The organism is Flavobacterium sp. (assembly GCF_043760115.1).
Taxonomy (GTDB): Bacteria; Bacteroidota; Bacteroidia; order Flavobacteriales; family Flavobacteriaceae; genus Flavobacterium.
Genome location: NZ_JAYUPK010000016.1, coordinates 12,454 through 30,056 on the forward strand (window position 1 = coordinate 12,454; position 17,603 = coordinate 30,056).

General features: G+C 29.3%; 10 protein-coding genes. 2 read left to right on the forward strand and 8 right to left on the reverse strand.

Annotated elements, in window-relative coordinates; translation table 11 throughout:
* Positions 1-68: 68 nt before the first annotated feature.
* The gene (locus tag ACH2BC_RS01045; protein WP_395052087.1) at positions 69-1,424 is read right to left on the reverse strand and encodes a c-type cytochrome; all 1,356 of its coding nucleotides are present in this window, start codon (positions 1,422-1,424) and stop codon (positions 69-71) included.
* 215 nt (positions 1,425-1,639) lie between these two features.
* Here ACH2BC_RS01045 and ACH2BC_RS01050 point away from each other — a divergent pair, with 215 nt between their 5' ends.
* Positions 1,640-2,029 carry an SPOR domain-containing protein gene (locus tag ACH2BC_RS01050; protein ID WP_395052088.1) on the forward strand — a complete coding sequence of 130 codons (390 nt, stop codon included), beginning with the start codon at positions 1,640-1,642 and terminating at the stop codon, positions 2,027-2,029.
* Between the two features lie 18 nt (positions 2,030-2,047).
* Here the strand turns inward: ACH2BC_RS01050 and ACH2BC_RS01055 are convergent, their stop codons facing one another.
* The 4 genes from ACH2BC_RS01055 to ACH2BC_RS01070 all read right to left on the reverse strand — a co-directional run bounded on the left by ACH2BC_RS01055 (position 2,048) and on the right by ACH2BC_RS01070 (position 12,446).
* A complete protein-coding gene (locus tag ACH2BC_RS01055) occupies positions 2,048-4,951 on the reverse strand; it encodes a T9SS type B sorting domain-containing protein (protein WP_395052089.1) in 2,904 nt (967 codons plus the stop codon).
* Positions 4,952-5,145: 194 nt separating this feature from the next.
* A complete protein-coding gene (locus ACH2BC_RS01060) occupies positions 5,146-5,520 on the reverse strand; it encodes a hypothetical protein (protein ID WP_395052090.1) in 375 nt (124 codons plus the stop codon).
* A 5-nt stretch (positions 5,521-5,525) separates the two neighbouring features.
* Positions 5,526-11,996, reverse strand: coding sequence for an RHS repeat-associated core domain-containing protein (locus ACH2BC_RS01065; RefSeq protein WP_395052091.1), 6,471 nt, complete (start codon positions 11,994-11,996; stop codon positions 5,526-5,528).
* A gap of 3 nt (positions 11,997-11,999) precedes the next feature.
* Positions 12,000-12,446 carry a T9SS type A sorting domain-containing protein gene (locus tag ACH2BC_RS01070; RefSeq protein WP_395052092.1) on the reverse strand — a complete coding sequence of 149 codons (447 nt, stop codon included), beginning with the start codon at positions 12,444-12,446 and terminating at the stop codon, positions 12,000-12,002.
* Between the two features lie 114 nt (positions 12,447-12,560).
* Here ACH2BC_RS01070 and ACH2BC_RS01075 point away from each other — a divergent pair, with 114 nt between their 5' ends.
* A complete protein-coding gene (locus ACH2BC_RS01075) occupies positions 12,561-12,809 on the forward strand; it encodes a helix-turn-helix domain-containing protein (protein WP_395052093.1) in 249 nt (82 codons plus the stop codon).
* A 40-nt stretch (positions 12,810-12,849) separates the two neighbouring features.
* Here ACH2BC_RS01075 and infB read toward each other — a convergent pair whose 3' ends face one another.
* The 3 genes from infB to rimP are packed head-to-tail and all read right to left on the reverse strand — an operon-like array spanning position 12,850 to position 17,449.
* On the reverse strand, positions 12,850-15,681 hold the full coding sequence (gene infB, locus ACH2BC_RS01080; protein WP_395052094.1) for a translation initiation factor IF-2: 2,832 nt from the start codon (positions 15,679-15,681) through the stop codon (positions 12,850-12,852).
* Positions 15,682-15,729: 48 nt separating this feature from the next.
* Positions 15,730-16,971, reverse strand: a complete 1,242-nt coding sequence (gene nusA / locus ACH2BC_RS01085; protein ID WP_395052095.1) for a transcription termination factor NusA — start codon at positions 16,969-16,971, stop codon at positions 15,730-15,732.
* A 10-nt stretch (positions 16,972-16,981) separates the two neighbouring features.
* The gene (gene rimP, locus ACH2BC_RS01090) at positions 16,982-17,449 is read right to left on the reverse strand and encodes a ribosome assembly cofactor RimP (protein ID WP_395052096.1); all 468 of its coding nucleotides are present in this window, start codon (positions 17,447-17,449) and stop codon (positions 16,982-16,984) included.
* Positions 17,450-17,603: the final 154 nt, after the last annotated feature.

Genomic DNA, 17,603 nt, shown 5'->3' on the forward strand with positions numbered 1-17,603 from the left:
CGTATATAAATATTAGCTTCTTAAAATTGTTTTTGTTATGTTGTAATTTGAAAATGAATTTCAAACATTTAGTAATGGCATTTACCACATTCTAAACCTCCCATTTGTGCAGCAGTTAATTTCTGTACACCATATTTTTTAGAAAGTTCGTCATGAATTTTAGTATAATATGCATTACCTTCCATTTTAACTTCAGTTTCACGGTGACAATTAATACACCAACCCATCGTTAATGGAGCAAATTGTTTTTGAATTTCATAAGTTTTAACTTCGCCATGGCATTTTTGACACTCAATTCCTGCAACAGTAACGTGCTGAGAGTGATTAAAATAGGCAAAATCTGGAAGATTATGAATACGAACCCACTTTACAGGTTCTGTTTTACCAGTATATTTTTGAGTGGTTTTGTCCCATCCAACAGCAGTGTATAATTTTTGAATTTCTCCATCATAAAATGCTTTAGAATATTCTGGTGTTGCTGTAGTATCTGAAACTTGAGCAATACTTTTATGACAATTCATACAAACATTTAAAGAAGGAATTCCTGCATGTTTACTAACTCTTGCTGAAGAGTGACAGTATTTACAATCTATACCATTACTTCCTGCGTGTATTCTATGAGAATAATGAATTGGTTGAATTGGTGCGTAATCTTGATCTACTCCAACTTGCATTAAAAACCCATATACCAAATAAGCGCTGGTTAACATTAAAAATACTACTGAAACCAATATTAAAAATTGATTTTTAGCAAATGCTCTAGGTATGTTTAAAAAATCTACTTTTTTGGCAGCAACTTCAATACCGTTTGCTTTTGCAACTTTAGATAGAATATTGTTTACTAAAAACAACATTATTACTAACATTGACATTACAACAGCTAAAATTCCTAAAACAACATTATTAGAAATACTGTTGCCATCCACATCTGGATTTATTGGAAGTGCTCCTGGAATTCCACCAACAACTGGCTCAGCTTTTGGAGTATCAGTATATGCTAATATATTATCAATATCTGTATTAGACAACTCAGGAAAAGCTGTCATTACTGATGGTTTATACTCTTCCCAAAGTTTAACAGCATCTGGATCACCAGATTTTATCATAGCAGAACTGTTTTTTATCCAAGGATAAAACCATTCTTTTTTATGTCTTCCTGTTACACCTCTTAAAGCTGGACCAGTCATTTTATTATCTAAATTATGACAAGCAGCACATTTTGAATTAAATAATTCTTTTCCAACTACTGGATCTCCGGATGTAGTTGCTGCTGCTGGCGCTGTAGTTGGAGCTGCAACAACTGGTGTTGGTGTAGCTGACTGAGCTGGTGCTTGAGCAAATGTAGATAAGGAGAAAGTAAGCAATAATGCTATACTGAACGAATAAATTCTTGAAATCGAATTATGGTTTCCCACTTTTTTCATATTATAAATGATTATCGACTAATTTTGGTATGATTTTTTCTATCGTAAAAAATAAATCGGTACGCTTTTTTTTAAAACTTGCACAAAAATACGACATCTCTACAATTCTCAAAACCTTAAATATACCTTAATTATTAATTTATATTAATTCTAAATAATAATACTATTTTTGTTTCTTGTAAGAAGTAGTACATTTGTATAAAAATCAATCCATTATGAAGACTTCAACAGAAAAATTGCTTAAAATTTCAACAATTGTGACATTATTTTTAATAAATTTTAATTTTTGTTTAGGGCAAAATTTGACTGTAAATCAAGATTCTAAATTTGAAGAATTGCTTGTAGAGAAAAGAAAATACAATTCATCGTTAAGAATAAACGAATTTTACAAAATTCAAATTTTTAATGGTCCAATTGAAGAGGCAAAAAAAACGCTAACATTGTTTAAAAAAGAAAATTTAAATTATGATGCTACTATAATTTTTAATACACCAACCTATAAAGTTTGGGTTGGAAATTATAAAACAAGAATTGAAGCTGAAAAAAATATTCTTTACTTGAAGAAAAAATATCCTAATTTAATTTTGGTAAAACCTAGTAATTAAATGGGCAATAAAAGTTTTTTACCTTTTCATTGTAAAATGACCTTTATATTCTTTTCCATTTTTTCTTTTAACAACAAACCAATAATCATCAGACGGTAAAAGTTCGCCATCTAAAGTTCCATTCCAACCTATACTATTGCCATTTAATGGTTTTATCATTTTACCGTAACGATCATAAATATATATTTGTATATCAGACTCTTTTGATGAAAATCTAATTCTCCAAACATCGTTAAAACCATCACCATTTGGAGTAAAAAACTTAGAATACATTAATAAAAAAACATTCTCTTCTACTGTACCACATCCTTTTTTATCTTTTACATAAACAGTATAATCTCCACTTACCAACCCAAAAAACTGATTACTATCTTGAAAATGAATATTATCTAGTGAATATAAATAGTCTGTAATTTCACCTTCAACATATACATTTATATCGTTTTCATTATCTGTCCAATCATGAGTTTCAATTGATGTTATTGTTGCTACATTAGAATTATAAACTGTGAAATTTTTAGTGTCATCGCAAGTAATGGTTCCATAATTTTTATAAACAGTTAATGTATAATTTCCTGCTTGATTTATTGATATAGAATTTTCACTACTACCTGTGTTCCAAAAATAACTATCAAAACCAATTGGAGCTTGAATAGTGATATTTTTACCTTCACAAATAGAGTATGAATCTTCTAAAATTAAAACTGGCTTTTCTTTAACAACTAATTCAAATAATGTAGTTGCATAACATAATACACTTAATTTATTCTCTATTCTTACATAAATAATTTTACTATTTAATATTGTTTGAGATAAACTTAATCCATTTAAATTAAAATCAGCATCAATTTGTGAATTGTGATAAGTTATATTAAAATCATTTGCTGATTGATTACCTAAAACAAAATTATCTTGATTTGATAAATTGAATGATTCTACACCATCATTATCAGCATCACATTGATACATATTTGGTGGTTGATTGGCAAAAGGCATTTTATATAATCCTATTTGAAATGATTGCGAAACATCAAAACAGGTAGTATTTAATATATTTTCTATTCTTATGTAAATTGTTTGTGGATTGCTGGTGTTTTGATAATTAAATGATAATGGATTGTTTCCACTTGTAGCATCATTTTGACTACTATGATAACTAACTTTATAATCATTGGCATTTTGAGTTCCTAATATTATTGGAGTATTTAAATTTAAATTAAAACTAGCAGTTCCGTCATTAGTAATATCATCACAAAATAATAAATTTAAAACACTATTGGCAATTGGTTTCAAATATTTAGTTAAAGTAAAACTTTGTGAATCATAACAATTTGGATTTAATAAATTATACACTTTTACATAAATTAAATTAGAACCAATTGAGAGATTATAAGGTGTTGTTAAGGCATTTAAGTTATCTATTAAATTAGTCATTGAATTATAATATTTAATACCAAAAACACTACTTGATTGATTGCCTAATAATGTTGCATTATGAATTGATAAATCATAAGTTGCTATATTTGAATCACAAACAATTTGATTTAACACAATATTAGCGATTGGCATTTCATAAATTGTTACTATTTTAGTTTTTGTACTAATACCGTTAGCAGAAGTAGCCGTAACAGTCACTGTATAGTTACCAGAATTTAAATATTGGTGTAATGGAGAAATGGTATTAGATGTTGTTCCATCACCAAAAATCCAATTAGCATCAGTAATTATTTGATCTGTTTCTATTGTAAATTGTGTACTAGAACCTAAACATAAATTTTCTGTTTTAAAAGTAGCATTGAAAAATGACGATACAAAAGGTGGCAATCCCAATTGACAAATTTTTCCTTCTAAATCTAGTGCATTCATTTGGTAAGAACATCCTAAACCAATAATATTTGGGTTATTTATAACTGCCAGCTTATCTTGAATAACTTGGGTAACATAAATTTTACCATTTGGTGCTAGTTGTAAGCCCATTGGAAAACCTAAAGGAGTAGATGAACTATCTAATATTTGTGCACTAGAAACAATATTTGATGTTACCGAAAGATCATACTGTATTAATTGTCTAGGAAACAAAGGAAATATTCCAACAATTGTAATATAAAGTAATTGACTATTTGGAGAAAATTCTACACCATAGGCAAAATTAGTGTCTGGAAGTCCAGAACCAGTAAAAAGTATAATCAGATTTGAAACTAATCCAGTATTATTATCAAAATCCATAACCTCTGCATCAATATGAGAATTGCAAATAGCTAATTTTTTTCCATCTGGAGAAATTTTCATATAACCCCAAGAATTTGTAACATCGCCAGTAGTAATAGCACCAATATTAGAAACAGCAGGAACTAAATTTAAACCTGATGATGTTAATAAATAACTAAAAAAAGAATTATTATTCCAACCGTGAGTAACTACCCAATAATCATTGCCGTTAGCATGCTTAACTATTGATAGTTTTTCGTTAGATGGAGTATAAATTAAAATATTTTTATTTAAAGTAACATCTCCCAAACCGCTATTTAAACTTATATCTACAACAGAATATCTAAAACCATTACTATGCGCTTCGTAATCTATGGTAAAAACATAATACAAAGTACTTGAACCAGGCAAAGGTACTATTGTTGCCGATTGAGTACTAGACCAATTACCCATTAACCCAGTACCATTGGGCATAATTTGATGGTTTTTATTCCAAACAGTAATTCCATCAGTATAAAATAATAAATTACCATTACTGTCTGCTATTGTTGCACAACCTTCTGATGTGTTTAACTGCCCATCTGTTAATGTTGTAACATTACCATTACTGTCAAATTTAATTCCTGCATTACTACCAAAATACCAAACACTTGTTTCTTGTTGAGAGAAAGCAAGTGATGTTGTTAATAAGATAATAAAATATATTGATTTCACTTTAAGAATTTATTACAAATATAAATTTTTATTTAATAATTTTTAGTGGTACTTTATAAGGGACAGGTTCTCCATCAAAAAATTTCATAACCGTTATCTTTTATTTCTTTTAGCTTTCCTCTTTAGATCAGATTAAATAAATCATAAGTTTATATAAATGAAATATTTAAAAAATTATTATTTAATTTTATATTTTAAGGATTCCAAAAACTGTTATATTTAGAAATTAATAATTTAAAATATAAACTGTTTATAGAATTAACATAAACCAACTTTTCATTTTTAGTTCCATTTTTAAAATATTCAATTAATATACCTATAACAAATACTTTATTTGGATATTTAGTCTTAACAGAATAAAAATCAATTGAATCTTCCCTAATACCATCTGAACTAAAATCAATCCAATCATTTTCTAAAAATATAAGAAAAAAAGGAATTTTAATATATTTTAACTTACAACTCTTTAAAACTTTGACAAATCTAATTTCATCTATTTCAGTTATAGAAGGCATTTTATCATAATTGAATTTTAAAAACTCATACTCTTTTATAAATTTTTTATTCATGCAATTTATGGGTTTATAGTATTATATAATATTTCGCCAGAAGTTGAACCTGCCCAATAACCAACCGCACCACCAACGAATCCTCCGATTACTGTACCCCAAGGTCCAATTAATGAACCGTAAGCTGCTCCAATAACGGCTCCTTCATAAGCTCCAGCCCATCCACCAATCTCTTTAGTTAATGCCAAGGATCTATTATTAGAATTATATACTTTATATGCTGACATAGCAACACCAGTAACAACAAGTGTTTTTCCTCCATATTTAAATAATTGTGCTGAAAATTTACCACCTCTTAACTCACCACTTGAAGTCCACATTCTAGAAGCATATAATTTTGCAGTTTCTAGTTGAGATTGACTAGATTTCGATATCGCAGAAAAAGCTCTTCCTAAATCACTTAATTGTGATCTTGTAGATTGTTGGATATGATATCTACTCATAGCATATTCAGCTTGATTTGTCGCATTATTAAAAATATATTTATTTTTATCAAAATAATATTCTAACCTAATACTAGAATCACTAGCAATTTTTGAAAAATTCTTCCATTGTGATTGAATTAAATTTCCGCCTCCATCTGCTACATAACTATGACTTTCAACAGGACTACTACTAGAAAATTTATTATTAAAATAATTAAATCCCATAGATTCACCAGAAGCAAAACCTAAAGATACGGATCCAAAACTAGTATTAATATACATTGAAGCACTTTCATAAGTAATCCAAGAAGGTAAAACTGGTTGAGGATGAGATTCATTTTTAACAATTTCTGTACTGTATGGTGGAATGTAAAAGTTATTAGTATATGAATTTGTAAAAAATGATAGAACGTATGCTGCAGCTTGAAATATTCCACCTCCATTTGATTCTTCGCCATCATTTCCGCTAGGATCAAAATATTTAGTTGGATTATTTAAACAATAACTGTAACGATTATAATTTTGAGAATTTGATGCATCTTGTAAATTATTATCTGGTTGTAAAAAACGGTGTAATTTATTGTCATATAATCTTGCGTTCATGTTTATTAAGCCAACTCCTAATAAATGTTCATGACCAGTATATCCTCTATCTAAGAACAAACTATTTGCTGTTGTTGTTGGCAATACTGAAACCCCATTGCTACCAGCATATTTTATCAAAGAACCCCAAACATCGAAAAAACGTTTTTCAATAATAATTCCTGTACTATTTGTAATGGCTAAAATACTACCTTGATAATCTCTATGCAAATAAAAGTAGTTTTTTGTTATTCCGTCAGATTTATAAACTACAGGCGCAGTATATCCATCACCACCTATGTAAGTAACAAAATCGTTAATACTAATGCCATTTACTGTTCTTCGTTTAATTTCCATACTACCATCAGATGAATAATATTTTTTCATTATTCTGGCTGATTTAGTTGTTGTTAAATCACCATAGTACATTACTGATCTATTGTTTTGATCATTGTATTCAAAATCAATATTTTCTTTTCCTTGCTCAGTAATTGCAATTGGACAATTAAATAAATTATAAGTAACATTTTGTTTTCTGTTATTGTAATAATTATAAACATCTAAAGGCGCGGTTGGAGGTGTTACTGTTGAAACTGTATAAGGTTTAGGTAATGATCCATTTGTTAAATTATAAGCGTAATTTCCAATATTGTTTGCTGAAATTGTACCATTACTATTATAGCTTTGAGTTTGTAAATCATTTGAATCTTGATAACTAGTTAGTCTATCAAACTTATCATAAATTAAATTTTCATTCCATAATGTAGAACCTGTACCAAATAAATTAGAAATTCTATTTGTTAAGTTACCAAATTCAGTGTCAAAAACTGTGTTTAAAGTTAGTATGTTTGTTGTTGATTTATCTTGTTTTATTTGCGTTGGAAATCCATAAATATCATACGTATTAGCAATTGTAACGCCATTTCCCATTATTGCGGTTTTAATATTTCCTTGCTGATTAACAGTATTTATTTGAAATAATTTTGTAGAACTTACAACTGTACTGCTTGTCATATCAAACAATTGATAATCAAATCCATTTTTATATATTGTTTTTATCCATTTATCGCTTTCTTTATTTGTTGTCAAATCTTTGGCATAAAAATGCTCTTTTTCTGGGCGACCATAGGCATCAAAGGTATAATCCTTTTGAAATAAGAAGTTAGAAGTTCTAGTTTCAGTTGTATTGTTTAATCTTCTATAATTGTCATATCCGTAAGTATAGTTGATTGTAAAGTTATTAGTAACATCTGTAAACAACAATCCTGTTAAGAGTTTAGAGATTCCATCAAAATTATAATTTGTTGTACTGTTAGTACTATCTCCACCTGTACCTATAACAGTTTTAGATATTACTTTACCAAAATTATCTATCGTGTAAGTAGTTTTCCCTTTATTAACAACTTCTTCGGTTTTAACTTCTCCAAAATTATTATATGTATATTTGAAAACTCCTGCCGATGGATCGTCTAAAGTTATTTTTCTGCCCCAACCGTCTTGCTCAATAATTGTGTTTACTCCACTAGTACTTGTTGTTTTTAAATTTCCATTAGCAAAATAGGTGAAATTTATTGTTGTTGGAGAAATTCCTATAGGAGTTTCTACTACTGAAATTATATTGTCAAAAGGATTTTTTGTTGTTACTTTATTTTTCTGTCCATCATTTTCTGTAATTGATAACCCTGAGTAGGAATACGTTGTTTGTTTTCCGCTAAAAGAATCAGAAATTAATGTATTAGATTGAATTATTCTATTGTAAATATCATATTGCATTTCATTCCAAGAATCAAATGTACCTACACCATCTATTCCTGCTATATATGGTTGCGTTACTAATACAGGATTATCTTGAATATCATAGTAGGTAGAAGTGTAAGACCAATTTCCATCAATAGTTTTTATTCCTTCATGATTTTTTCGTCCTAAATCATCTAAAATTATTTTACTGCCATAATCTTCTCCTACAGGACCAGTTGTTGTTATTACAATACCATCCGAAGTATTTGCATAACCATAGGTTTCAACTTTATTTAAATAATTTCTAGTCCATGTTTTTTTACCCCAAGCATCATAACTATGAGTTGTAATTAGTGGTGAACCAGCATTAGATGGTAATGTTTCTGTTAAAAGCAAACCATTACTCAAATTATAAGTGTAGTCTGTTGCTAAAGATTGTAAATCTATTTTCTTTAAAATAAATCTTTTAGAACTGTCATATTGAAAACTTGAAACTCTATTAACTTCATTTGGGGTTGATATTGTTTTCGTTATTATATTGCCAAACAAATCATAATTATTGTTTTCTGTAATGTAATCTGTAGTTAAACTAGAATTTGTTGTTCTTTTTTTTATCTCTTTAAGTAAATTAGTATCATAAATATACAATTGTTCATCTATTGAAACATCATTGCTTGGTTGGATTGATGTTGAAACAATTTTGCTTTTAGGTCTACCAATAAAATAAGGTGTTACTGTTGGTAAATTATCATATCCAAAGTTTTCTATTGTTGATTTTGTATCTGTTAAATTACTATTGCTTTTTAATGTTGTAATCCTAAGAGGATTATTGTATGCGTCATATTTTGTTTCAATATTTACAACATTCCCATTTAATCCATCATAAATTTGGGTATTTGTATTTTGAAGTTTAAAAACTTTATTTGATAAAAATGGAGTATAAATAATATCACCAAATAAATCGTAATTATATGTATATCGAGTCCAATTAATATATGGATTTGTAGGTTGAAATGGTGCGCCTAAAGTTGACAACCCAAGAACGGAATAACTTTCAGAAGGTGCTCCTTTAAAAGTAAAATTATGTAAATCATCAACTTTAGAAATATTATAATTGGTTACATTAGAAATAATTTTAGAAACGTCATAAAACCAATTTGTTTTCAACATAGATCTAAAACCTAAAAATCCTTGACCTTCAATATTACTAGTTGCTCCATAATATTTAAACAATTGCTTTTTACTTATAACCTTAGTTTGCTTTTCTATTTGTGTAACAACATTTATATTTGGCATATTAATTAAATCTATATTCGGATAAATTTCTGATGGTAAAGCTGCATTATAGCTGCCATTATTGTCAATTAAATTACTATAAGTAATAGTTTCTTTAACACCATTACCAATTATAATTTCTTTTATTGCTTTTGCAGGAAAAGAAAGTGAATTTAAATTTGTTAAAAACCCAATTTTAACTATGTTGTTATTAGATGTTAATGAAAATGATCTCTCAAAACAAACTAATTGAGATTTACCATTATAAGTTTTACTTCTTTTTAACATAAACGGAACAACTATTGCAGTTGCTGTTGGATCATTTGGATTATTATATCCGTTGACAAAAGAAGAATTTGTCCAAACACCAGCAGATTTTCGAATAAAAGTATTTATTGAAAATGATGTATTTTCACCAGGTGTTATAAATAATACATCTGTTTTACCATCATTATTAAAATCAACATTTGTTAAACCGCTTAAATCTTGAGCGGATGGAAAATTGCTAGGAAAAGTTTCGATCACAAATGCAAATCCAGTTGACATTAATAATTTTCTGTCCATCCCAGGAAGCATTATGTCTGATTTCCCATCTCCGTTATAATCTCCAATACAAATAGGATATTCGAAGGTTCTACCAGGTGTATCGCAATACAATTGTTGCTGGTTAATATAACTAGGAGGATCAGACCCAAATACATAAATTGGTTTATCGTAATAATGACAATTTCCTGCGGCAACGGTTGTTTCTTTAAGATGTATATTTATAACTGTTTCCCAAAGTTGAACTAAATTATTATTATTATCTAGAGAATAAACAACAATTTTATTAAATTCATAATTAACCACTATTATATCAGACTTTCCATCGCCATTAACATCAGCGATGTAAACAAGTTTTCCTGTATTGATTTCAGGTTTATTGCCAATTGAAGGTATTATACCACAGTCTGTAACGTAATTTGAAGTGATTCTTCTATCAAGATTTACAAAATATACTTTTGCATTATCATATCCAGCGCTAGGAAAACCTGGTCTTAAAACTATTTTATCTGTTAAACCATCACCATTAAAATCTCCTTCATATGATTTAAGCTTCCAATCTGTTGTTTCTATAATTATCTGTTTTGAATACTCATTTGTTATTGTATTATTGTTTAAATTTTTAGAAAAAATATTAAATGTAAATTGAGTTGTATAGGATGGTGACTGTGTTGTTGTAAAACTTTCAACACAAAATGCATCTCTATTCATAATTTTATTATTAATATCTAAACTTTTTATAGTTGTGATTTTATTGTAGTTAGGAAAAGTTGGTAACAAATCTATTACAGCAACAGAATTATCATCATAAACTTTTGTGTACAAATATTTATTATTAATAAAATCTGTATCGCCATCTCCATCAAAATCACCATTTATTGTTGATAAACTTTGAAAGCTTTGCCAAGCATTTGGTTCCGTTAAATTGTTTTTAATGAAGTTTGTAACACTAGGATTGCTAATGTCGTCGACGTAATTAAAAATTGTTGGGTTGTAACTTTGAGCGTTATTTCCTGATTTTTCCGTTACACTTTTTAATCTTTCATACCCAACCGCAATATCGTGTGTTAGTAGATAATTTCTAAATGCTATTCCATTTGCTATAATGTTTATTGAGCTTACTATTTTATCATCATTAATTTTAACATTTGCAAAATAAGACTGTTCAGATGTATTTCTCGGTTTATAAGTAAAATTAATAGTATTTATTGGTGTTACACTTGATACAGTACCATATTGAATTGAAGTAATATAATTTACATTATTACTCTGGGTGTAATTGTAAGTTATTCTCACTGATTGCGAATTTTCCCAATAAGTTAATGAGTAGGTAATAATTCCAACTTTTGAATCAGTTGAAAATCCGTAATATGCCAATGAACCATCAGGATATTCAACTTTAAAATAATCGCTTAAACCATTAGCTAAAAGAGAAATTTTAAGATTAGAATAATTTTCTGTTTGATAAGTAGACCCAGCAAGACCATAAGTTCCACTTTTTAGCATTAATCTTTGACCGTCAAAAGCAAATCTATCATATGTACTTGTAAAAATATTCAAGTTTGGTCCATCATGATATTTAGTAGATGGAATTCTAGTGATTGAAGATAATCCAGAAATATTCCATCCATATCCTGCCAAACCTACTCCAGTTTGGCTATTATAATTTAAACTTATTTGTGGTACAACTCCATTAATTCCTGGTGGTACAGAAATTGGAATATTATATATTGCACTTCCTGTTAGTGAAACTGAAAGATTTCCATCAGTAACGCCAACTTCTGACGAACTACCTGTTGCAGTCGTTGGTACTCCGCCTGTTGAATCACCACCGTTTGTAATAGTCTTATTTGATGATTGAGCGAAGCAAACTATATTTAAAATTAATCCTGATAATAGTATAATTTTCCTCATGAATTATTGTTTTATAATTTTAAAATTTTTCTTATCTCCGTTTGAATATAAAATTTCAACAACATAATATCCTGTTGGATAATTTTTAAAATCTATTTTTATAGTTTCATTATCAATTTCATTAATGTGTTTAAATAATAATTGCCCATTAATAGAAAACAATTCTACACTTGCAATAGTAATATCTTCTGTACTTTTCAATTTGATGTACAACTCTTCAAGGACTGGATTTGGATAATACAAGACTTTATCTTCAATAATTAAATCTTTTTCGACAAGACTTTCTATATCTTTATAATTAATGTTTTTTGATGCACAATTAACACAAATCACTCTTTGTGTTTGATTGCCTGCACTATCATAAGAAAATTGAATTCTTGGATCAGCTGGACTTTGTCCAAAAAATAAACTAAAAGAAAATAAATTAATAAGAAGTAATATTTTTAACATAACAATAGATTTTATAATTTACAATGTAACAAATATATTACAATTTCGGTTATAAACAACCGATTGTATATAATCATTTATAAAAAATCGATTTATTCTAATTTAGTCTTTGTTATGAAGAACATTAGAAAAAAAGAAATTCCAATAATTGTTATAAATGTTGGTCTTAAAATAAATGAAATTATTAAACAGAAAAACTTACGTCAACGTGATGTTGCTCACGATGCTGGATTAGATGTAGAAAATTTAAGAAAATACATTAAAGGCAAACAAGAAATGAAAATAAGCACAATGATAAAGATTGTTGAATCATTACAAATCTCAGTGCAAGAATTATTTACTGAACCAAAAACTCCCAATTGAAATTCAATTGGGAGTTATACTATATAATAAGGTAGAAAAATTATTTCAATTTTTTCTTAACCATAACTTCTTGGAACGCTTCAATAATATCTAACTGTTCTATTTCGTTATAATTTTTAAGTTGAATACCACAATCATACCCTTTTGAAACGTCTTTTACATCGTCTTTAAAACGTTTAAGCGCTGTTAATTCTCCAGTAAATATTACTACACCTTCTCTAATTAAACGTATTTTAGAATTTCTAAAGATTTTACCATCGGTAACCATACAACCTGCAATTGTTCCAACCTTAGAGATTTTGAACGTTTCACGGATTTCGGCAGTTCCAGTAATTTCTTCTTTCATTTCTGGCGAAAGCATTCCTTCCATTGCATCTTTTAAGTCATCAATTGCATCATAGATAATTGAATAATTTCTAATATCGATTTCTTCTTTATCTGCAAGTTGACGTGCATTTCCAGCAGGACGAACATTAAATCCAATAATAATTGCATCAGATGCAGATGCCAACATTACGTCGGTTTCTGTAATTGCTCCAACTCCTTTATGAATAATATTTATTTGAATTTCTTCTGTAGATAATTTAGTAAATGAGTTAGAAAGTGCTTCAACAGAACCATCAACGTCACCTTTAAGGATAATGTTAAGTTCTTTAAATTGTCCAAGCGCAATACGACGTCCAATTTCTGCAAGAGAAACTCTTCGTTGTGTTCTTTCTGATTGTTCACGCATTAATTGTGTACGTTTGGCAGCAATTTGTTTAGCTTCTCTTTCGTCTTCGAATACGTTAAATTTATCTCCAGCGGTAGACGCACCATCCAATCCTAAAATAGATATTGGTGTTGATGGTCCAGCTTCAAGAATATTGTGACCTCTTTCATCGTGCATTGCTTTAATCTTACCATGATTTTTACCTGCAAGAACGTAATCTCCAATTTTTAATGTTCCAGATTGAACTAATATTGTAGAAATATAACCTCTACCTTTATCAAGTTGAGCTTCTACTACTGTACCAACTGCTGGTTTATTTGGATTGGCTTTTAAATCTAAAATTTCAGCTTCAAGTAATACTTTTTCAAGTAATTCTTTTACACCAGTTCCAACTTTAGATGAAATATCATGTGATTGATATTTTCCACCCCAATCTTCAACAAGTAAATTCATAGATGCTAATTTTTCCTTAATTTTTTCAGGATTAGCATTTGGTTTGTCTACTTTATTGATTGCAAAAATCATTGGTACATTTGCCGCTTGAGCGTGAGAAATTGCTTCTTTGGTTTGAGGCATTATATCATCATCGGCAGCAATTACAATAATTGCGATATCTGTTACTTGTGCACCACGAGCACGCATTGCTGTAAACGCTTCGTGTCCAGGTGTATCAAGGAATGTTATTTTTTGTCCGCCATCAAGAGTAACTCCATAAGCTCCAATATGTTGTGTAATTCCTCCAGATTCTCCGGCAATAACATTTTCTTTACGAATATAATCTAAAAGAGATGTTTTACCGTGATCAACGTGACCCATTACCGTAACAATTGGTGCTCTTGTAACTAAATCTTCTTCTCTATCGGCAACAATTTCTATTGCGTCTTCAATATCTGTAGTAATAAATTCTACTTCAAACCCAAATTCTTCTGCAACAATAGTCAATGTTTCTGCATCAAGACGTTGGTTCATTGTAACCATTATTCCTAGTGACATACAAGTTCCAATAACTTTTGTAACTGGAACATCCATCATCGTTGCAACTTCACCAACGGTAACAAACTCTGTTACTTTGATGGTTTTGTTACCTTCATCTAATGCTCTTTGTTCATCATCAGATCGTTGACGGTGCGTATCTCTTTTATCTCTTCTGTATTTTGCAGCTTTAGATTTTGATCCTTTGCCTTGTAATCTTTCTAGAGTTTCTTTAATTTGGTTTTTAACTTCTTCTTCTGTTGGCTCAACTTTTTGAACAATTGCTGGACGTGCGCCTTTTTGGAAACCTCCACCACCACCAGGTTTATTTGGACCAAATTTGTTTGCTCCTTGTCCACCTTGACCTGGTGGTCTTGGTGCACCAGAATTTCCACCAGCATTTCCTGGACGAGCTTCGCCTGGTTTTGGTGGAATTCTTTTTCTTTTATTTTTATTAGGATCAACTTTGTTTGCACTGTTGATTTTTGGAGCCGTAGTTTTCTTAGGTTTATTAAATTGAGCTAAATCAATTACTTGACCTGTTAGAGTGGCACCAGAAAGTTTTTGGTATTGTGTTGTAAAAGTTTCATCAACTGGAGCTTCTTCTGTTACACTTGCAACTTTTTCTGCCGGTTTTTCAGGTGCTTTTTCAATAGGTTTTTTGTCTGAAACTTTTTCTTTAGAAATAATTTTACCAGCAACAACTGGTGCTATTTTTGCAACAGGTTTAGTTATTACTTCCTTATTTTCAATAGGTTTAGTAACAACTGGTTTTTCTTGCGCAGGTTTTTCTGAAATTGGAGCAACAGTTGAAGCAACTTTAGGATTTAAGTCAATTGTACCAACTTGTTTTGGTCCAGTTACAGTAGCCGCTTTAGCTTTAATAACTTCAAGTCGTTGACGTTCTTCATCAGCTTTTCGTTTGTCTTCTACTTCTTTTTCTCTTTCAACACGAAGCGCTTCTTTTTCTTTCTTAATCTCTTCACCAATTCCTTTGGAAGCTTCTTTGTTTCCTTTGTCGCCAGCAAACTGACTTTGTAGAATATCAAATTCTTTATCAGAAATTTTAGCATTCGGATTTGACTCAATAGAAATTCCTTTCTCTTTGAGGTGATCTACAGCTCTTTCTAACGAGATATTTAATTCTCTTAAAACTTTGTTTATTCTAATAATTCTTTCTTCAGACATAAAATCTTTTTAAATAACCTTTTATTGTTGTGTTGTGTTGCGAAAGAATTAGTCCTCAAACTCTTCTTTCAATATATTCATTACTTCTTGAATCGTTTCTTCTTCTAAATCTGTTCTTCTTGCTAAATCGGCAACATCTTGTTTTAATATACTTCTTGCAGTATCTAAACCTATTTTAGCAAACTCTGCGATTACCCAAGGTTCAATAACATCTGAAAACTCTGTTAATTCAACATCATCTTCTTCAACAGGACTTCCTTCTCTAATTACGTCTAATTCGTATCCAGATAATTGTCCTGCTAATTTAATATTTTGTCCACCACGACCGATAGCTTTAGAAACTTCTTCAAGTTTTAAATATACTTCGGCTCGTTTATTTTCTTCATCTATTTTAACTGATGATACTTTTGCTGGACTTAATGCTCTTGTAATTAATAATGATGCATTAGTTGTATAATTGATAACGTCAATGTTTTCGTTTCCAAGCTCACGAACAATTCCGTGAATTCTAGAACCTTTCATACCAACACAAGCTCCAACTGGATCAATTCTATCATCGTAAGAATCTACAGCTACTTTAGCTTTTTCACCAGGAATTCTTACTACTTTTTTAATCATTATTAATCCATCAAAAACTTCTGGAATTTCTTGTTCAAATAATTTTTCTAAGAATTTTTCAGATGTTCTAGACATTATAATTTGAGGTTTATTACCTTTCAATTCAACGCTTTCGATAATTCCTTTTACATTATCTCCTTTACGGAAAAAGTCAGATGGAATTTGTTTTTCTTTAGGCAATACAATTTCGTTTCCTTCATCATCAACCAAAATTACAACTCTTGGACGCACGTGATGTACTTCTGCAGTATAAATTTCACCAATGATGTCTTTAAATTGTTTGTAAAGATTGGTATTGTCGTGTTCGTGTATTTTAGAAATTAAGTTTTGACGTAAAGCCAAGATTGCTCTTCTTCCTAAATCTATTAATTTTACTTCTTCAGAAACTTCTTCGCCAATTTCAAAATCGGGTTCAATTTTTCGTGCATCAGAAAGTGTAATTTCTAAATGTTCTAAATCTAAATCGTCATCAGCAACTACAATTCTACGTTGCCAAATTTCCATATCTCCTTTATCTGGATTTATGATAATATCAAAGTTGTCATCAGAACCATACTTCTTTTTTAAAGCATTTCTAAAAACATCTTCTAAAATCGCCATAAGCGTTACTCTATCAATAAGTTTATCGTCTTTAAACTCTGAGAACGAGTCGATTAATGCAATATTCTCCATTATTCTTTTATTAATTAAAATTTACTGTAACAACTGCTTCTTTTATTTCTGAGTAAGGAATTTCTAGCCGTTTTAAAACTGTTTCCTTACCTTTTCCTATTTTTTTAGCTTCTCTTGCTTCCCAAGATATTGTAATATTTTCTTGATTGGCAGCAACTAACTCTGCTTCTATAGTTTCTTCTTTGGTTTTTACTATTAACGTTCTTCCAACATTTTTTATATACTGGCGAACTAACTTTAATGGAGAACCAACTCCTACAGATGCTACTTCTAGAGCATAATCTGTTTCTTCTCTGTCAATGTTATTATCAATTGCTCTGCTAATGTCTATACAATCATGAAGAGCAACACCATTATCACCGTCCAAAGTTACAATAATTTTATAACTATCTGAAATTGATAAGTCTATCAAAAAAATAGCTGGCTTTTCTAGCAAAGCGTCATTTAAAAGTTGTGAAACTTGATCTTTAAATGTCATATTTTTTATAAAAAGAGGCACGCAAAGCGTGCCTCATTATTCATATTTTTTTTAAATAATGGTGCAAATATACAACTTTTTTTTATAATTAAAAAAATCAATCTTAAATGTTATTTTTTGTACCTTTATAATTCAATATTAAATTGATTAATAA